This window comes from Flavobacterium ustbae (genome assembly GCF_003946915.1).
GTDB lineage: Bacteria > Bacteroidota > Bacteroidia > Flavobacteriales > Flavobacteriaceae > Flavobacterium > Flavobacterium ustbae.
In genome coordinates this window covers 221589-238121 of the sequence record NZ_RPOC01000003.1, presented here as the reverse complement: position 1 = coordinate 238121, position 16533 = coordinate 221589, and the positions used below count along the sequence as shown (strand labels likewise).

Sequence of the window (16533 nt, the reverse complement as noted above, 5' to 3'; positions counted from 1 at the left end):
CCCCTCTAAATCAAAGGGATTTTTTAACTAACCAAAAATTTATGAAAAAATAATATGCATGCATAGTATTTTTTGATTATATTTGAAATCGATATAGTTACCTATGAAAGACAAAACGATAGATTATATTTTGAGAGCAACATGGCAGGCTGTTTCAAGAATGTATAATGAAGAGGCTGCAAAATACGATGCTACAATGGCAACCGGATTTGCTCTGTTAAGTATTGATAAGGAAGAAGGAACTCCATCAACGGCTTTGGGACCACGAATGGGAATGGAAGCCACAAGCCTGACCAGAACATTAAAATCGATGGAAGACAAAGGTTTGATTGTTCGCAAAAAAAATCCAAGCGACGGAAGAGGCGTTTTGATCTATCTGACTGAATTTGGAAAAGAAAAAAGAGAGCTGTCTAAAAATACGGTTTTGAAGTTTAACGAGACGGTTAGAAAACACGTATCAGACGAAAAGTTAAATCATTTTATTGAGGTTTCTGAAATCATTAATGAATTGATTCACGATAAAAACATATTTAATCAAACTGAAAATATTGAAAAGGAATAATCTAAAAATTATTCTTTTTCTAACAAAAACAAACAAGTAACAAATTATGAAATCGCTCACAATAAAAAATTTGTGTAAACAAATACAAAATAAAAAAGCGATAACATATTTGACATACAAAAAACAAAATCAACAAATATGAAACGCACAATTAAAAAAGTTGCTGTAATTGGATCCGGAATCATGGGTTCAGGTATAGCTTGTCATTTTGCCAATATTGGTGTTGAAGTTTTACTGCTTGACATCGTACCTCGCGAGTTGACAGAAGCTGAAGCTAAAAAAGGATTAACGCTTGAAAGCAAAGCCGTTCGCAACCGTTTGGTAAATGACCATTTGGCGAACTCATTAAAATCGAAACCCTCTCCTATTTACAGTCAGAAATTTGCAAACCGAATCACGACTGGAAATACAACAGACGATATGGCAAAAATTGCTAATGTGGATTGGATCATTGAGGTTGTAGTAGAACGTTTGGACGTTAAGAAATTAGTTTTCGAACAAATCGACAAATTCCGCAAACCGGGAACTTTAGTTACTTCAAATACTTCTGGTATTCCAATTCACTTTATGAGCGAAGGAAGAAGCGAAGATTTCCAACAACACTTCTGCGGAACACACTTTTTTAACCCTGCGCGTTACTTAAAATTATTTGAAATTATTCCAGGACCAAAAACTTCAAAAGAAGTTCTGGATTTCTTAACCGATTACGGATCTAAATTCTTAGGAAAAACTTCGGTTGTTGCTAAAGATACTCCGGCATTTATTGGAAACAGAATTGGTATTTACGGAATTCAGAGTTTATTCCACTTGGTAAAAGAAATGGGATTAACGATTGAAGAAGTTGATAAATTGACTGGTCCGGTAATTGGTCGTCCAAAATCGGCTACTTTCCGTACGGTTGACGTTGTTGGATTGGATACTTTGGTACACGTTGCCAACGGTATTTACGAAAACTGTCCAAACGACGAACAACACGAATTATTCAAACTTCCGGATTTCATTAACAAAATGATGGAAAACAACTGGTTGGGTTCTAAAACTGGTCAGGGATTTTATAAAAAAGTAGATAAAGATATTCTTTCTTTAGACTTAGATACATTAGAATACCGCGCTGCAAAAAAAGCCAATTTTGCAACGCTTGAATTAACTAAAACTATCGACAAGCCAATTAATCGTTTTAAAGTTTTAGTAAAAGGGACAGACAAAGCGGGAGAATTCTACAGAAAAAGTTTCGCTGGAATGTTTGCTTATGTTTCAAACAGAATTCCTGAGATCTCAGACGAATTATACAAAATTGACGATGCCATGAAAGCTGGTTTTGGATGGGAAAATGGTCCATTCGAAATCTGGGATGCTATCGGTGTTGCCAAAGGAATCGAAATCATGAAAGCGGAAGGTTTAGAGCCTGCTGCATGGGTTAATGAAATGTTAGCTGCTGGAAGTGACAGTTTCTATACGGTTAAAGAAGGCGCTACGTATTTCTACAATATTCCAACAAAATCACAAACTAAAGTTCCTGGACAAGATTCATTTATTATTCTGAACAACATTCGCGAAAGCAAAAAAGTTTGGAGTAATTCCGGTGCAATCATTCAGGATTTAGGAGATGGAATTTTAAACTTAGAATTCCAATCTAAAATGAATACCATTGGCGGTGATGTACTTTCTGCTATTAATAAAGCTATTGAATTGGCTGAAAAAGAACACCAAGGTTTAGTTATTGGAAACCAAGCAGCGAATTTCTCTGTTGGAGCTAATATCGGAATGATTTTCATGATGGCAGTGGAACAGGAATATGACGAATTGAATATGGCAATCAAATTGTTCCAGGACACGATGATGCGCGTTCGTTACTCTTCAATTCCAGTAATTGTTGCGCCTCACGGAATGACTTTTGGCGGTGGATGCGAAATGAGCTTACATGCTGATAAAGTGGTTGCTGCAGCAGAAACCTATATGGGATTAGTTGAATTTGGAGTTGGCGTGATTCCAGGTGGTGGTGGTTCTAAAGAATTGACTTTAAGAGCTTCAGACTTATTCCGTAAAAACGATGTGGAACTGAATGTTCTTCAGGAGTATTTCTTAACCATCGCAATGGCTAAAGTTTCGACTTCTGGTTATGAAGCTTTTGATACTGGACTTCTTCAACACGGAAAAGATATTATCGTAGTAAACAAAGATCGTCAGATTGCAGAAGCTAAAAAACATGCCTTGTTAATGGCTGAAGCTGGTTATACTCAACCAATCAGAAGAACAGACATTAAAGTTCTTGGTAAACAAGCTTTAGGTATGTTCTTGGTTGGAACGGATCAAATGGAAGCGGGAAAATACATCTCTGAACACGATAAGAAAATCGCAAACAAACTGGCTTATGTAATGGCTGGAGGTGATTTATCTGAAGCGACTTTAGTTTCTGAACAATATTTATTGGATATTGAAAGAGAAGCTTTCCTATCTCTTTGTACAGAAAGAAAAACTCTTGAGCGTATTCAATATATGTTAACTAAAGGAAAACCTTTGAGAAACTAGTATCAAGTAATAAGAATTAAGTATTAAGAAATGCATCAGTTTGAAAAATTAAAGATTTGGCAAAAAGCAATGGATATTGCAGTTCATGTTTATGAAATCTCTGCATTGCTGCCAAATGATGAAAAATTCAATTTAATTCATCAAATTAAAAAATGTGCTGTTTCTATTCCTTCAAATATTGCTGAAGGTTCTGGTAGAAATTCTGATAAAGAATTTATGCACTTTTTAGGAATTGCAAATGGCTCAACATTCGAATTAATAACACAATTAATACTTGCAAAAAGACTTAAACTTGTTAGTGAAGATTTAATTCAGCCAACTATTAATCAATTAGTAGAGGTTTCAAATATGAATTTTTCTTTTCAACGATCATTAAAAGATAAAATCAACAAAACAATTGGAAAATCTTAATACTTAATTCTCCAATCTTAATACAATCATTTATGAAAACAGCATATATAGTTAAAGCTTACCGTACAGCGGTAGGAAAAGCACCAAAAGGAGTTTTTAGATTTAAACGTCCTGATGAATTGGCTGCAGAAACCATTCAGTTTATGATGAATGAACTACCTGATTTTGACAAAAAACGCATCGACGACGTTATGGTTGGAAACGCCATGCCAGAAGCAGAACAAGGACTTAACGTTGGTCGTTTAATCTCTCTTATGGGATTAAAAGTTGAAGACGTTCCAGGAGTTACGGTAAACCGTTACTGCGCTTCTGGATTGGAAACAATCGGAATGGCAACGGCTAAAATCCAATCAGGAATGGCAGATTGTATTATCGCTGGTGGCGCAGAAAGTATGAGTTATATTCCGATGGGAGGTTACAAACCAACTCCGGATTATAAAGTTGCGGCTGCAGGTCACGAAGATTATTACTGGGGAATGGGTTTAACTGCCGAAGCGGTGGCAAAACAATACAATGTTTCGAGAGCAGATCAGGATGAGTTTGCTTACAATTCTCACATGAAAGCGTTGAAAGCACAGGCAGAAGGAAAATTTGACAAACAAATCGTTCCGATTACGGTTGAGCAGACTTTCATCAACGAAAATGGTAAAAAAGAAACAAAATCATACGTAGTAAATAAAGACGAAGGACCAAGAGCAGGAACTTCTGTAGAAGCTTTAGCAGGTTTAAGACCGGTTTTTGCTGCTGACGGAAGTGTAACTGCTGGAAACTCTTCTCAAATGAGCGACGGTGCAGCTTTCGTTTTAATCATGAGCGAAGAAATGGTAAAAGAATTAAACCTTGAGCCAATCGCAAGATTAGTAAACTTTGCTTCTTCTGGAGTTGAACCTAGAATTATGGGTATTGGTCCGGTAAAAGCAATTCCGAAAGCATTGAAACAAGCTGGATTAACTTTGAATGATATCGAATTAATTGAGCTAAACGAAGCATTTGCTTCTCAGGCTTTAGCGGTTACTCGCGAGTTAGGTTTAAATCCTGATATCGTAAACGTAAACGGAGGCGCAATTTCATTAGGTCACCCTCTGGGATGTACGGGTGCTAAACTTTCAGTTCAGTTATTTGATGAAATGAAACGTCGTGGAAACAAATACGGAATCGTAAGTATGTGTGTTGGAACTGGACAAGGTTCTGCTGGGATTTACGAGGTATTATAAAAAGAAATATGCGTCTTCTTTGTCATTTCGACGAAGGAGAAATCGCACGCGGGACTCGACAAAGGTTAGCAAATTTCAATACGGAATTTCTAGTGCGATTTCTCCTTCGTCGAAATGACAAAACTGAGATCATAAATAAACTATACAAAAACAAAAAAACATAAGTCATGAGCGACAAAACAAGAGGAGGTCAATTCCTAGTAAAAGAAACTAAATGCGAGGATATCTTTACTCCAGAAGATTTCTCAGAAGAACAGTTAATGATGCGTGACTCTGTAAAAGAGTTCGTTGACAAAGAATTATGGGCGCATAAAGATCGTTTTGAGAAAAAAGATTATGCGTATACAGAATCATCTATGCGTAAAGCAGGTGAATTGGGACTTTTAGGAGTTGCAGTTCCGGAAGAATACGGTGGATTAGGAATGGGATTCGTTTCTACAATGTTGGTTTGTGATTACATTTCTGGTGCAACTGGATCTTTTTCTACTGCTTTTGGAGCTCACACCGGAATTGGAACTATGCCAATTACACTTTACGGATCTGAAGAACAAAAGAAAAAATACGTTCCGAAATTGGCTTCTGGAGAATGGTTTGGCGCTTATTGCTTGACTGAGCCAGGTGCAGGATCTGATGCAAACTCAGGAAAAACGAAAGCAGTTTTATCTGAAGACGGAAAATACTACTCTATCACAGGTCAGAAAATGTGGATTTCGAATGCAGGTTTCTGCAGCGTTTTCATCGTTTTTGCTCGTATTGGAGATGATAAAAACATCACAGGTTTCATCGTTGAAAACGATCCGTCAAACGGAATTTCTATGAATGAAGAAGAGCATAAATTAGGAATCCGTGCTTCTTCTACTCGTCAGGTTTTCTTTAACGAAACAAAAGTTCCTGTTGAAAACATGTTATCTGAAAGAGGAAACGGTTTCAAAATCGCTATGAATGCTTTAAATGTTGGTCGTATTAAATTGGCCGCAGCTTGTTTAGATGCTCAACGTAGAGTGACTTCTGGCGCTGTAAAATATGCTAACGAAAGAATTCAGTTCAATACTTCTATTTCATCTTTTGGAGCTATCCGTTCTAAATTGGCTGAAATGGCAACTAGCGCTTACGCAGGAGAAAGTGCTTCTTACCGTGCTGCAAAAGATATCGAAGATAGGATTGCTGCCCGCGAAGCAGAAGGAACTTCTCACCAGGAAGCAGAATTAAAAGGTGTTGAAGAATATGCTATCGAGTGTTCTATTTTGAAAGTTGCAGTTTCTGAGGACGTTCAAAACTGTTCTGACGAAGGAATTCAAGTTTTCGGTGGAATGGGATTCTCTGAAGACACTCCAATGGAAAGTGCCTGGAGAGATGCTCGTATCGCTCGTATTTACGAAGGGACAAACGAAATCAACAGAATGCTTTCTGTAGGGATGCTGATCAAAAAAGCGATGAAAGGACACGTTGATTTACTTGGGCCAGCAATGAAAGTTCAGGAAGAATTAATGGGAATTCCTTCTTTTGATACTCCTGATTTCTCTGAATTATTCGCAGAAGAAAAAGTAATCGTAGCTAACCTGAAAAAAGTTTTCTTAATGGTTGCCGGAAGCGCTGTTCAAAAATACGGGCCAGATTTAGATTCTCACCAACAGTTATTAATGGCTGCTGCTGATATTTTAATCGAAATCTACATGGCTGAAAGTACAATTTTGAGAACTGAGAAATTAGCAAAATCTCAAGGTGAAGATAAAGTTCAGGAGCAAATCGCTATGGCAAAATTATACTTGTACAAAGCGGTAGATATCGTAAACTTAAGAGGAAAAGAAGGAATCGCTTCTTTCTCTGAAGGTGACGAACAACGTATGATGTTAATGGGACTTAAACGTTTCACAAAATACACTAACCTGCCAAATGTGGTAGCGTTAAGAGAAAAAATCGCAGAAAAATTAGTTGCAGAAAATTCATACTGCTTCTAATATAAAGATAGTTTTTAGCTTTTAATTTGTTTAAGCCCGCGCAAGTCCGAAACTGTGCGGGCTTATTTTTTTTTAAACCATATAAGTTATATAAGTTAATATAAAGCTGTTATGATAGCTTATATTTAATCGCAAAGGTTTTTACAAATAGATTGGAGTGTAGAGACGCACCGCAGTGCGTCTAACGTTTGCTCTACCGCAAACACACGAAAAATATTTATTATGAAATTTGGCATGGAATGCTACACATGCAATACTTTGCGTAGACGCACTGCGGTGCGTCTCTACTGTAACAATCTTTACGTATGTTTGCGGTTAAAAAATAAATGAACTTATATACTTATATGGTTTAAAATTCAGACCGCAATATTTTTGCATGAATTTGCAAAAAAATCGTTAAAATTGTATCTTAAAGTTATCTGTAATAGCGAATATCAAATTTATACTTTACTTTTAGCATTCTAAAAAACTAAAAACAACATAATATGAAAAAAATTAACCTAATTGCCCTTTTCTTTTTGTGCATAGCAAGCTGCAATATTTTTGCACAGAAAAACAAAAAAATGGACATTATTGCTTATTACACAGGCGATGCTGATTTAATTGACAAATACGAAGTCAATAAACTGAACCAAATCATATTTAGTTTTTGTCATTTAAAAGACGGAAAACTAGCTGTAGATTCTCCTAAAGATTCTATTACGATTAAAAAATTAGTTTCGCTTAAAGCGAAAAATCCACAATTAAAGATTATCGTTTCACTTGGTGGCTGGGGCGGCTGCGAGCCTTGCTCAGAAGCTTTTTCTACTGCTGAAGGAAGATTGAAATTTGCAAAATCAGTAAAAGCATTAAGCGATTCTTATAAAGTGGACGGTTTAGATTTAGATTGGGAATATCCATCAATTGAAGGGCTTCCAGGACATTTATACCAACCTGCTGACAAGCCTAATTTTACTGAACTGATTAAAATATTACGTTCTACATTAGGTAAAAAATATGAATTGAGTTTTGCTGCAGGGGGTTTTCAAAAATGTTTAGATGAATCTATCGACTGGAAAGCTGTTGCTCCATTTGTAAATCGTATTAATATTATGAGTTACGATTTAGTAAACGGATATTCGAAAGTTACAGGACATCATACTCCATTATATAGTACAAATCCGAAAGAAGAGTCTACAAATAGAGCCGTTGAATTTTTATTAAAAGCAGGCGTTCCTGCTGAAAAACTAGTTATTGGAGGTGCATTTTATACTAGACAATGGAAAAATGTAGAAAACATCAATAATGGACTGTATCAAGCTGGAGAACACTTCCAAGGTGTTGATTTTAAAAATTATGCTACAACTTATACAGAAGCAAACGGCTGGAAATATTTCTATGACGAAAAAGCCCAAGCTCCATACTGGTACAATGCTGGAACAAAAACTTTTGCAACATCTGACGATTTAAGATCTATCAAAGCGAAAGCGGAATATGCGAAAACGAAGAAATTAGGCGGAATCATGTTCTGGGAACTTACTTTGGACAGTTTCCGTGATGGAATGGTAAATGAGATTTACAAAGTTAAAACTGGTAAATAAGTAAAATAAAAAGCATAAAAAAACGGGAGGTATCATTTAGATGGCTCCCGTTTATTTTATAACTAAAAAGAAATTAATTCACTTTTGTTTTATCCAATTCTCCAATAAACGGAATAGCTTCTAAAATTTCGCTTCTAATTATTGTTTGAAGATAAACTTCAAGCTGGATAAACTTCGCCGCATTTATAGAACCAATCGCTTTTTTTGCCTGATTATATGTTTTAGAATAAAGCTTCTCATAATCAATATGGTTTTTCAAAGTAGCTTTAGCCAATTCGTCAGCTTTAGCATCGGTTAGCGTTTCATAATTTGCTGCATAATCATTTATCAATTGAAACTTTGTCTGCCCTAACGTTTTACGAGATGCTTCGTAATTATCGTAAACTTTAGTAAAAGCTGTGGCTTGCGCATCAGATAAATTCATGTATTGCTTTACGAGTTCGCTTTTTGATTTTCCATACACACTTTGTACCACTTCTAAATCTTCTTTATAAGAAGACTGCGCATAAGATGAAAACGAGGCTGCCACCATAATAAGAATAAGACTTAATTTTTTCATAGTTTTAATTTTAAATTTGTTTTTAAAAATATATGCATACTCAATTATATATTGATTTTAAAACGTTAATTTCTAATCGAGTTACAAAATGAATAAACTGCATAACTAGAAATTAGACTTCAAAAAAACGGAACTTATAATTTTTATTCTTTAGTTTTTGGAGCGTAAATTATTCCATCGTAATTAATCGGGGCTCTATTATTGCTGGTAACAGAAAGCGTTGCGCTTCCGTTATAAAAAATAGAAAACATTAAATCGTAAACATCAGTTTTTCCTCTTACTGTTGCTTTTAGGTTTGTATTATTCTTTTTATTTTCAATTTTAATATTTTCGGGCTTACCTTCAAATTTTATTCCGCCATCACTATTGTATCCAATATTATAAGCACGTCCAAAAAAAGGAAGATCGCATGTTACAGTATCTGCTTTAAATTTTAAAAAATAAGTATTATAATCTAGCTGAATTAATCTTCCGCTCTGTGGAGTAGTTTTTTGAGCTTCAAAAACAAAATCTTGAGCATCTATAAGTGCTTTTATTTCATTTTGTCTTTTTAATTCTCTCTCTTGTTTGAGTTCTTTTTTTGTTTTTTCTTGTCCAGAAACGGAGAAACTTACAAAACTTATCAGTAAGAGGAAAAAAGATACGGTAGTTTTCATAAAATTACTTTTTTGTAAAACGCATCATTGCAATATCTCCAGAAATAAAATTCAGCGTTTTGCCATAGTCTGTAATATCGTATGATGTAATTTTTTCCAGCGTACTCATATAAGTCTGCTCGCCCTGACCATCGAGACACATCATTTTGGTGACTGCCATTGGCTGTGTAAAGTCAATTGTGTTTCCAGTTACATTGAGTTTTCCTGTATAGGAATTACAGCTATTGTTTCCAGAAACTCTATTTTCTTTTGTATCAAAATTTATGGTAGGCTTTTTATTTGGATATAATCCATCAAAAGCTATTCGTGGACCCGAAATATAATTGAGCTCCCAAGTTCCGTCCAGTTTAGAAACTGAATCTACTTTTTTACACTTACAGGAAAATAAAACCAAACTAAAAAAAACGAGGGTAAAAATCTTTTTCATCATAACATTAAGAATTAAATGTGAGCGAATTAGACAAATTGGCTTCAGAAATTATTCGTTAAAAACCTTTACGAATTTAAGCAATATTTTCGGTTTTGAACTCAATCAATATTAAATTATACCGTATAGTTTGACTTTTTTTTAACTTTTTGAGTTAATCAATTCGGTTATTTTATGTTAAATTTACTTAATCTTTAACTAAAATGACCGTAAACATGAAAAAACTAATTGTTTCTTTCGCTATACTTACCGCCTTAGTAATTGGCTGTAAGACCAATACAAAATCAAACGATGCAAAAACATTAACTGTTGCATTAGAACCAAAAAGCAATAGTAAAGTTGCCGGAACTGCTACTTTTGTCGAAAAAAACGGTAAAGTAACTTTTACAGCAAAAGTAACTGGATTAGAGCCTGGAGTTCACGCCATCCACATTCACGAAAAAGCAGATTGTACTGCTGCAGACGGAAGTTCTGCTGGTGGACACTGGAATCCAACTTTCAAAAAACATGGAAAATGGGGAGTTGCAGAATACCATAAAGGCGATATCGGAAACTTTACTGCTGACGCAAAAGGTAACGGAACTATTACTTTGACAACAGATGAATGGTGCGTAGGTTGCGGAGATTCTAATAAAGACGTTCTTGGCAAAGGTTTAATTGTGCATTCAGGCGCAGATGATTTTACCACTCAGCCAACCGGAGATGCAGGCGGAAGAGTTGCTTGTGCAGGAATTATTAAATAAGAAAATTGGAATAACCACTATTTTTAACAAAATCTAGTGGTTATTTCATTTTAAAATGAATTCTAAAACAAGAAAAAGACATAGCTTTGCATCAGCAAAATTAAGTCCATGATTAACCCATCAGCACCAGGCTGGATCGATAAGTTTTTTAGTGAACAGAAGTTTTCAGAAGCTATTCCTTTTGAAACTGTAGATTCGTTTTACTATAAAGTAAGAGAAACGGGATTTATCTATGGACATATTATTGCAATCGATTCTCAAATTCCGATACCGATAAAAGGATGGTTTAAAACCGAAATTTCTAAAGTAGCTTTACTGAATACGCTCTATCATGTTTTTTGCTTAGAGAAAAGAAATTCGGAACCTCAAAATTTTATTTCAGAAGTTTTAAAGTTTTACAAACAGATGAATCCAGAAGGATTTAATTTGTTTAAAATGTTATTGCCAAAAGACACCCCATCTCTATCTCTAGAAAACATTATCGACCAGAGAGTCCAAACCAATGATAGCATTATCAGCAAAAACTTTTCACATTTAGTCACTAATGCACTATTGTTTATTGATGTTTTGGCTTTCAGACAATATTTAGAACATGGAGAAATTCCTGAAAAATATTTAAAGAGAATTGAAGAAACTGTTCTAGGAATTGTGGGGCTGGCTTTAAAAACCAAAACCGCTAAATCACAGCACGACGATCTTTTAATTAAACTTTTTGAAGCTTCTATACGTTATTCCAAATTTTCAAAAGTTACCGTTGAGACTTTAGAAACGTTAAATCTGGATTACTTTACCAATAAACTGGAACAATTTTATTTACTAGATATGGCCGGAATGGCTTTATGGAGTGACGGAGTTGTCGAAAATGAGGAATCCTATTTTTTGTATTCTTTAGGCTCGACTATGGGCGTTTCTGACGATTTTGTAACCAAAAGCATGGACACAACAAATGCTTTTATTACAACACATAAAACAAAAATTCCATATTTTAATTACTCTAATCCTGTAAAACATTTTTATGATCAAATGACACACAGCGTTGTCAAACTGATTATTAGAAACAAAAACAGGTTAATAAAAGAAATTGTTCAGAGTAAAGAATTGATGGTTCTCCTCGCCTATTCTACAACGAGAGATTTGGACGCCAAAGAGAAAAAGAAAGTCAAAAAACAGCTTTTGGATATTTGCAAAACCATTCCATCGTTGACTATATTTTTGCTTCCGGGAGGAAGTTTACTGCTACCTATATTAATTAAATTTATCCCAACAATGCTGCCATCGGCATTTAATGAAAATTTAGACGAAAACGAATAAAAAAAATCGCCCTTTTAAAAGGGCGATTTTTTATAAAACTATTAAAGATCTAATTGATAAACATTATCAAGCTCAGCATTTGAACTTATCGTGACATTTAAATCTGTTACAAAACCAGAATTTAATCCGTAAACCCATCCATGAAGCATAAGATCTTGACCACTTTTCCAAGCATTCTGCACAATTGATGTTTTCGCCAAGTTATAAACCTGTTCTTTAGCATTGATTTCAACAAAAGCATTAAAACGTTCTGTTTCGTCTTCAATAGAATTTAAATATTTATCATGTAAACGATATTCATCTTTAATGTGACGAAGCCAGTTATCAATAATTCCCACTGACTGATTTCCCATAGCTGCTTTAACACCTCCGCATCCATAGTGACCACAAACAATAATATGTTTTATCTTCAAAACATTTACTGCATAATCCAGAACACTCAACATATTCATATCAGAGTGCACAACCATATTTGCTATATTACGGTGAACAAAAACTTCGCCTGGTTTTGCACCAACAATTTCGTTTGCAGGAACACGGCTGTCAGAACATCCTATCCATAATAATGGTGGCTGCTGTCCTTTAGCCAAATCAGCAAAATAATTTGGGTCTTTTGCCAATGAAGTTTCAACCCATTTTTTATTGTTTTCTAATAACTGCTCATAAAATTTTCTCATTTCTTTATTTTTTGTTGGTAATTTCTAATGCTACGATTGTCTCCAAAAAAGAACTTAGTGTAAAGTTACCTAAATTTTGACGTTTGTATGGGCTTAAAATTATCTAAATTTAATTATTATTATCTAACTACTTCTTTTTGAACCATCTCTCTCTTCGCCACGTCATAATAATGTTCGATTGTAACATGATTATGATTTTCGGGTGTATTTTCAAGTTCGTACGCTTCTTTAAAGCCTTTAAGCTTAACTTTTATATTTTCATCAAGAGCTCGCGTTTCTTTAAATTCACGAATTAAATCTAGAACATCATGAGAAATATATTCTGTATCATGAGCATTAATAATAACTTTTGAGTTTTCTGGAATTTCGGCCAATGTCTGTTTTATTGCCGCTTTATTTAAAAACGAAACTTCTTGAGCTAGATCGATATGAATAATATCTCCATCTTCGTATTCTTCTTTTTTGAAAACATAAGCTCTTTTTAAGTTTCCTCTTAAAACGAATATAATACTTATAATAATTCCCAACGCAACACCTTTTAGCAAATCTGTCGCAACGACAAAGACCAAAGTTGCGATAAAAGGGACAAACTGGTATTTTCCCTTTTTCCAGAAATGCATAAAGGCTGCTGGTTTTGCTAATTTATATCCAACTAAAATCAACACAGTGGCTAGTGTAGCCAATGGAATTTTATTCAAAATCATTGGAATTGATAATACACTTATCAATAATAGAATACCGTGAATAATAGCAGAAAGTTTAGATTTTGCTCCTGCATTATTGTTTGCAGAAGATCGCACTACTACCGATGTCATTGGCAAACCTCCTAAAAGAGAACTCACGACATTACCAATTCCTTGTGCTCTAAGCTCTACATTGGTATTGGTGTAACGTTTTTGCACATCCATTCTATCAGTAGCTTCAATACATAAAAGCGTTTCAATAGAAGCGACAATGGCAATTGTAACAGCAACTACCCAAACTTGCGGATTTGTAACAGCAGTGAAGTCTGGCATAATTATAATTGACTTAAAATCATCAAAAGATTTTGGAACTGGCAAAGAAACCAAATGTTCTTTTGCAATTGCCAAAGTGCTTCCTGTTGATAGAAATATTTCATTTAAAACGACACCAGCAATAACAGCAACAAGAGCTCCTGGAACCAATTTTATTCTTTTTAAAAATGCAACTTTATCCCACGCTAATAAAATTACTAATGAAACTGCAGAAACTACCACAGCTCCTAAGTGAATGTGATTTAAAACATCAAACAAAAATGAAAAAGTATTACTTCCATCATTTTGAATAAAAGCCTGATCTCCTTCATAATCTGCATCATAACCAAAAGCATGCGGTATTTGTTTTAAGATGATAATGATTCCGATACCCGCCAACATTCCCTCAATTACATTTGTCGGAAAATAATTCGATATACTTCCTGCTTTTAAAAATCCTAATGCTAATTGAATTAATCCAGCAATAAAAACAGACATTAAAAATACATCGAAAGCTCCTAAATCGGTAATTGCGGTTAAAATGATAGCTGTTAACCCAGCAGCTGGACCCGATACACTAATATGCGACTGGCTTAAAGACCCTACAATGATCCCGCCCACAATACCAGCAATAATTCCAGAAAATAATGGCGCTCCAGAAGCCATTGCAATACCTAAACACAATGGAAGAGCCACCAAGAAAACCACTAAACCTGAAGCAAAATCAGATTTAAGGTTGGCAAAAAGATTGATTTTTTTTGTCATAATATAATACTAAAAAAATTATTCATTAAAGATTTACCCCATCTCAGATTGAGACGTAGCTAAAGATCAAAATAATCGGAAGTATTATACCAAATTTGGCGGAGGGGCAAATATGCTTGGAGAAATATTGTCAAGCATAACAATATTTTCAGAAATGATAGTTTTTTTCTCGATATAAACCGGAATTACAACTTCGTGCTCTAGAATAGCCGGATGAACTGCATTTTTAAGTTCTTTATGCACTTCTTCCTCTGCAATGTTAAAAGATATAGCCGTACTATTCCCTTTCTTTAACGCCTGAACAATTGTCGGGGTCGATAAGAAGGCAACAAATATGAATAATAATATGCGGGCTACAAATTTCATTGAAACAAAAATAGCGTTAAACAAATAAAATCAAAGAAATTTTGATAGAAATTTAACACAAACAAAAAAGCAGAATGCATTTTTTACTGCATTCTGCTTATAATTTATTAAAAAACAACCTTTTATAACGTTTCTTCTAGCCAAGCATTCATCATCCAAATTGTTTTTTCCTGCTCAGAAATAAAGTCACTCATCATAGAATTGGTTCCTTCATCATTAATTTCGTCAGATTTGTTCAATATTTCTCTTTCTATCTTCAATAAATCTGATAAAGAATGAACGATTAATTGAACCGCCTTTTCGTCATTAGAAATATTCTTTCCAACCTTTAATTTATTGTTTTCGATATAATCTTCAAAAGTATGCAAAGGCGTTCCTCCAATTGTTAAAACCCTTTCGGCGATCATATCTATTTTTAACTGAGCATCTGTATATAGTTCTTCGAATTTTACATGTAAATCAAAAAAACGTTTTCCGCGAATGTTCCAGTGAATTCCTCTTAAGTTTTGATAATACACTTGAAAGTTTGATAATAGTACATTCAGTTCTTTTACTAATAATTCTGATTCTTTTACAGGTAAGCCTAAAATATTTGTCTTCATAATCTAATTTTTTACACTAATTTACTACAAATTTAGAGTAACTTTCATAAAATAAACATAAATAAAAATTATATTTTCTTATTTTTGCATCACAAATTACTATCAATATGACTATAACTCAATTGCAATATGTATTAGCAGTCGCTGAACATAAAAACTTCACACTAGCTGCTGAAAAATGCTTTGTGACTCAGCCTACTTTAAGTATGCAAATACAAAAAATTGAAGAAGAACTTAATATTTTAATTTTCGACAGAAGCAAAAAACCGATCCAACTAACCGATATTGGACAAAAGATTGTAAATCAGGCAAAAAATATCGTAAACGAAGCAGATCGTATTAAAGATATTGTAGAACAGCAGAAAGGTTTTATTGGGGGAGAATTTCGTTTAGGGATTATTCCAACGATTATGCCTACGCTTTTGCCAATGTTCTTGAACAATTTTATTAAGAAATATCCAAAAGTAAAACTCTTAATTGAAGAATTAAATACAGAAGAAATTATTCTAAAACTAAAAAACGGACATCTTGATGCCGCCATCGCTGCGACACCACTTGAAGACGAAAAAATAAAAGAAATCGTTTTATACTTCGAGCCTTTTGTAGCTTATATCCCTGAAAATCATTCTAGTTTCCAGAAAGAAGAAATTGAAGTTGCTGATCTAAATTTAAACGAAATTCTATTATTGCAGGATGGACACTGTTTTAGAGATGGGATTCTAAATCTTTGCAAGACAGTTTCAGAATCTGACCAAAATAATTTTCAGATTGAGAGCGGAAGTTTTGAAACGCTTATAAAATTAGCCGATGAAGGTTTGGGCACAACATTACTTCCGTACTTGCACACCTTAGACTTAAAAGAATCTGACAAGCTGAAACTTCGTAATTTTAAAGAACCAAAACCAGCTCGAGAAGTAAGTTTGATTTACCCAAAAAGCGAATTAAAAATGCAAATCATTGACGCTTTACGATCTACAATTGCTGGCGTAGTAAAAGGCGCAATTGTTTTTCAAAATGTTCAAATTATTAGTCCGTTGCAAAAGAAATAACTCTTTGCGGTTAGTTTTTTAACGCAAAGCATGTTAAGATTTTTTTTACTGCAAGATTAAATGTCTATATATTAAGTTCGCAAGCTGTGGGTTTGTTTTTGACCGCAGAGTACGCAGAGAATTTTGCAG

General features: G+C 34.2%; 16 protein-coding genes. 9 read left to right on the top strand and 7 right to left on the bottom strand.

Annotated features, from left to right (window positions below; all coding sequences use genetic code 11):
• Window positions 1–103: 103 nt before the first annotated feature.
• From EG814_RS06740 to EG814_RS06715, 6 genes are all read left to right on the top strand, one after another.
• Window positions 104–562, top strand: coding sequence for a MarR family winged helix-turn-helix transcriptional regulator (locus tag EG814_RS06740; protein ID WP_125720198.1), 459 nt, complete (start codon window positions 104–106; stop codon window positions 560–562).
• 138 nt (window positions 563–700) lie between these two features.
• Window positions 701–3091, top strand: coding sequence for a 3-hydroxyacyl-CoA dehydrogenase/enoyl-CoA hydratase family protein (locus tag EG814_RS06735; RefSeq protein ID WP_125720196.1), 2391 nt, complete (start codon window positions 701–703; stop codon window positions 3089–3091).
• Window positions 3092–3121: 30 nt separating this feature from the next.
• Window positions 3122–3502 (top strand): four helix bundle protein, encoded by a 381-nt coding sequence (locus tag EG814_RS06730; RefSeq protein WP_057120870.1) that lies wholly within the window; start codon window positions 3122–3124, stop codon window positions 3500–3502.
• Window positions 3503–3534: 32 nt separating this feature from the next.
• Complete coding sequence (locus EG814_RS06725) at window positions 3535–4716, top strand: thiolase family protein (protein WP_125720194.1); 1182 nt, start codon at window positions 3535–3537, stop codon at window positions 4714–4716.
• A gap of 167 nt (window positions 4717–4883) precedes the next feature.
• Window positions 4884–6674 (top strand): acyl-CoA dehydrogenase family protein, encoded by a 1791-nt coding sequence (locus tag EG814_RS06720; protein ID WP_125720191.1) that lies wholly within the window; start codon window positions 4884–4886, stop codon window positions 6672–6674.
• A gap of 485 nt (window positions 6675–7159) precedes the next feature.
• The gene (locus EG814_RS06715) at window positions 7160–8254 is read left to right on the top strand and encodes a glycoside hydrolase family 18 protein (protein ID WP_125720189.1); all 1095 of its coding nucleotides are present in this window, start codon (window positions 7160–7162) and stop codon (window positions 8252–8254) included.
• A gap of 73 nt (window positions 8255–8327) precedes the next feature.
• Here EG814_RS06715 and EG814_RS06710 read toward each other — a convergent pair whose 3' ends face one another.
• From EG814_RS06710 to EG814_RS06700, 3 genes are all read right to left on the bottom strand, one after another.
• Complete coding sequence (locus tag EG814_RS06710) at window positions 8328–8813, bottom strand: hypothetical protein (RefSeq protein WP_125720187.1); 486 nt, start codon at window positions 8811–8813, stop codon at window positions 8328–8330.
• Window positions 8814–8956: 143 nt separating this feature from the next.
• Window positions 8957–9469 carry a DUF4251 domain-containing protein gene (locus tag EG814_RS06705; protein WP_125720185.1) on the bottom strand — a complete coding sequence of 171 codons (513 nt, stop codon included), beginning with the start codon at window positions 9467–9469 and terminating at the stop codon, window positions 8957–8959.
• Window positions 9470–9473: 4 nt separating this feature from the next.
• Window positions 9474–9899 (bottom strand): META domain-containing protein, encoded by a 426-nt coding sequence (locus EG814_RS06700; RefSeq protein WP_206430290.1) that lies wholly within the window; start codon window positions 9897–9899, stop codon window positions 9474–9476.
• Between the two features lie 212 nt (window positions 9900–10111).
• On the opposite strand from EG814_RS06700, the gene EG814_RS06695 reads away from it, so the two are divergent.
• Together EG814_RS06695 and EG814_RS06690 are read left to right on the top strand one after the other, a co-directional pair.
• Window positions 10112–10639 (top strand): superoxide dismutase family protein, encoded by a 528-nt coding sequence (locus EG814_RS06695; RefSeq protein ID WP_125720183.1) that lies wholly within the window; start codon window positions 10112–10114, stop codon window positions 10637–10639.
• 108 nt (window positions 10640–10747) lie between these two features.
• A complete protein-coding gene (locus tag EG814_RS06690; RefSeq protein WP_125720181.1) occupies window positions 10748–11950 on the top strand; it encodes an LETM1-related biofilm-associated protein in 1203 nt (400 codons plus the stop codon).
• Window positions 11951–11991: 41 nt separating this feature from the next.
• On the opposite strand, the gene can is transcribed toward EG814_RS06690, so the two are convergent.
• From can to EG814_RS06670, 4 genes are all read right to left on the bottom strand, one after another.
• Entirely contained in the window at window positions 11992–12627 is a 636-nt protein-coding gene (gene can / locus EG814_RS06685) for a carbonate dehydratase (RefSeq protein ID WP_125720179.1), read from the bottom strand.
• 119 nt (window positions 12628–12746) lie between these two features.
• Window positions 12747–14387 carry a SulP family inorganic anion transporter gene (locus EG814_RS06680; protein WP_125720177.1) on the bottom strand — a complete coding sequence of 547 codons (1641 nt, stop codon included), beginning with the start codon at window positions 14385–14387 and terminating at the stop codon, window positions 12747–12749.
• Window positions 14388–14471: 84 nt separating this feature from the next.
• Entirely contained in the window at window positions 14472–14753 is a 282-nt protein-coding gene (locus EG814_RS06675; RefSeq protein ID WP_235830924.1) for a hypothetical protein, read from the bottom strand.
• 122 nt (window positions 14754–14875) lie between these two features.
• Window positions 14876–15355: a Dps family protein gene (locus tag EG814_RS06670; protein ID WP_125720173.1), complete on the bottom strand. Its 480-nt coding sequence runs from the start codon at window positions 15353–15355 to the stop codon at window positions 14876–14878.
• Window positions 15356–15462: 107 nt separating this feature from the next.
• On the opposite strand from EG814_RS06670, the gene EG814_RS06665 reads away from it, so the two are divergent.
• Entirely contained in the window at window positions 15463–16404 is a 942-nt protein-coding gene (locus EG814_RS06665) for a LysR substrate-binding domain-containing protein (RefSeq protein WP_125720171.1), read from the top strand.
• Window positions 16405–16533 lie beyond the last annotated feature (129 nt).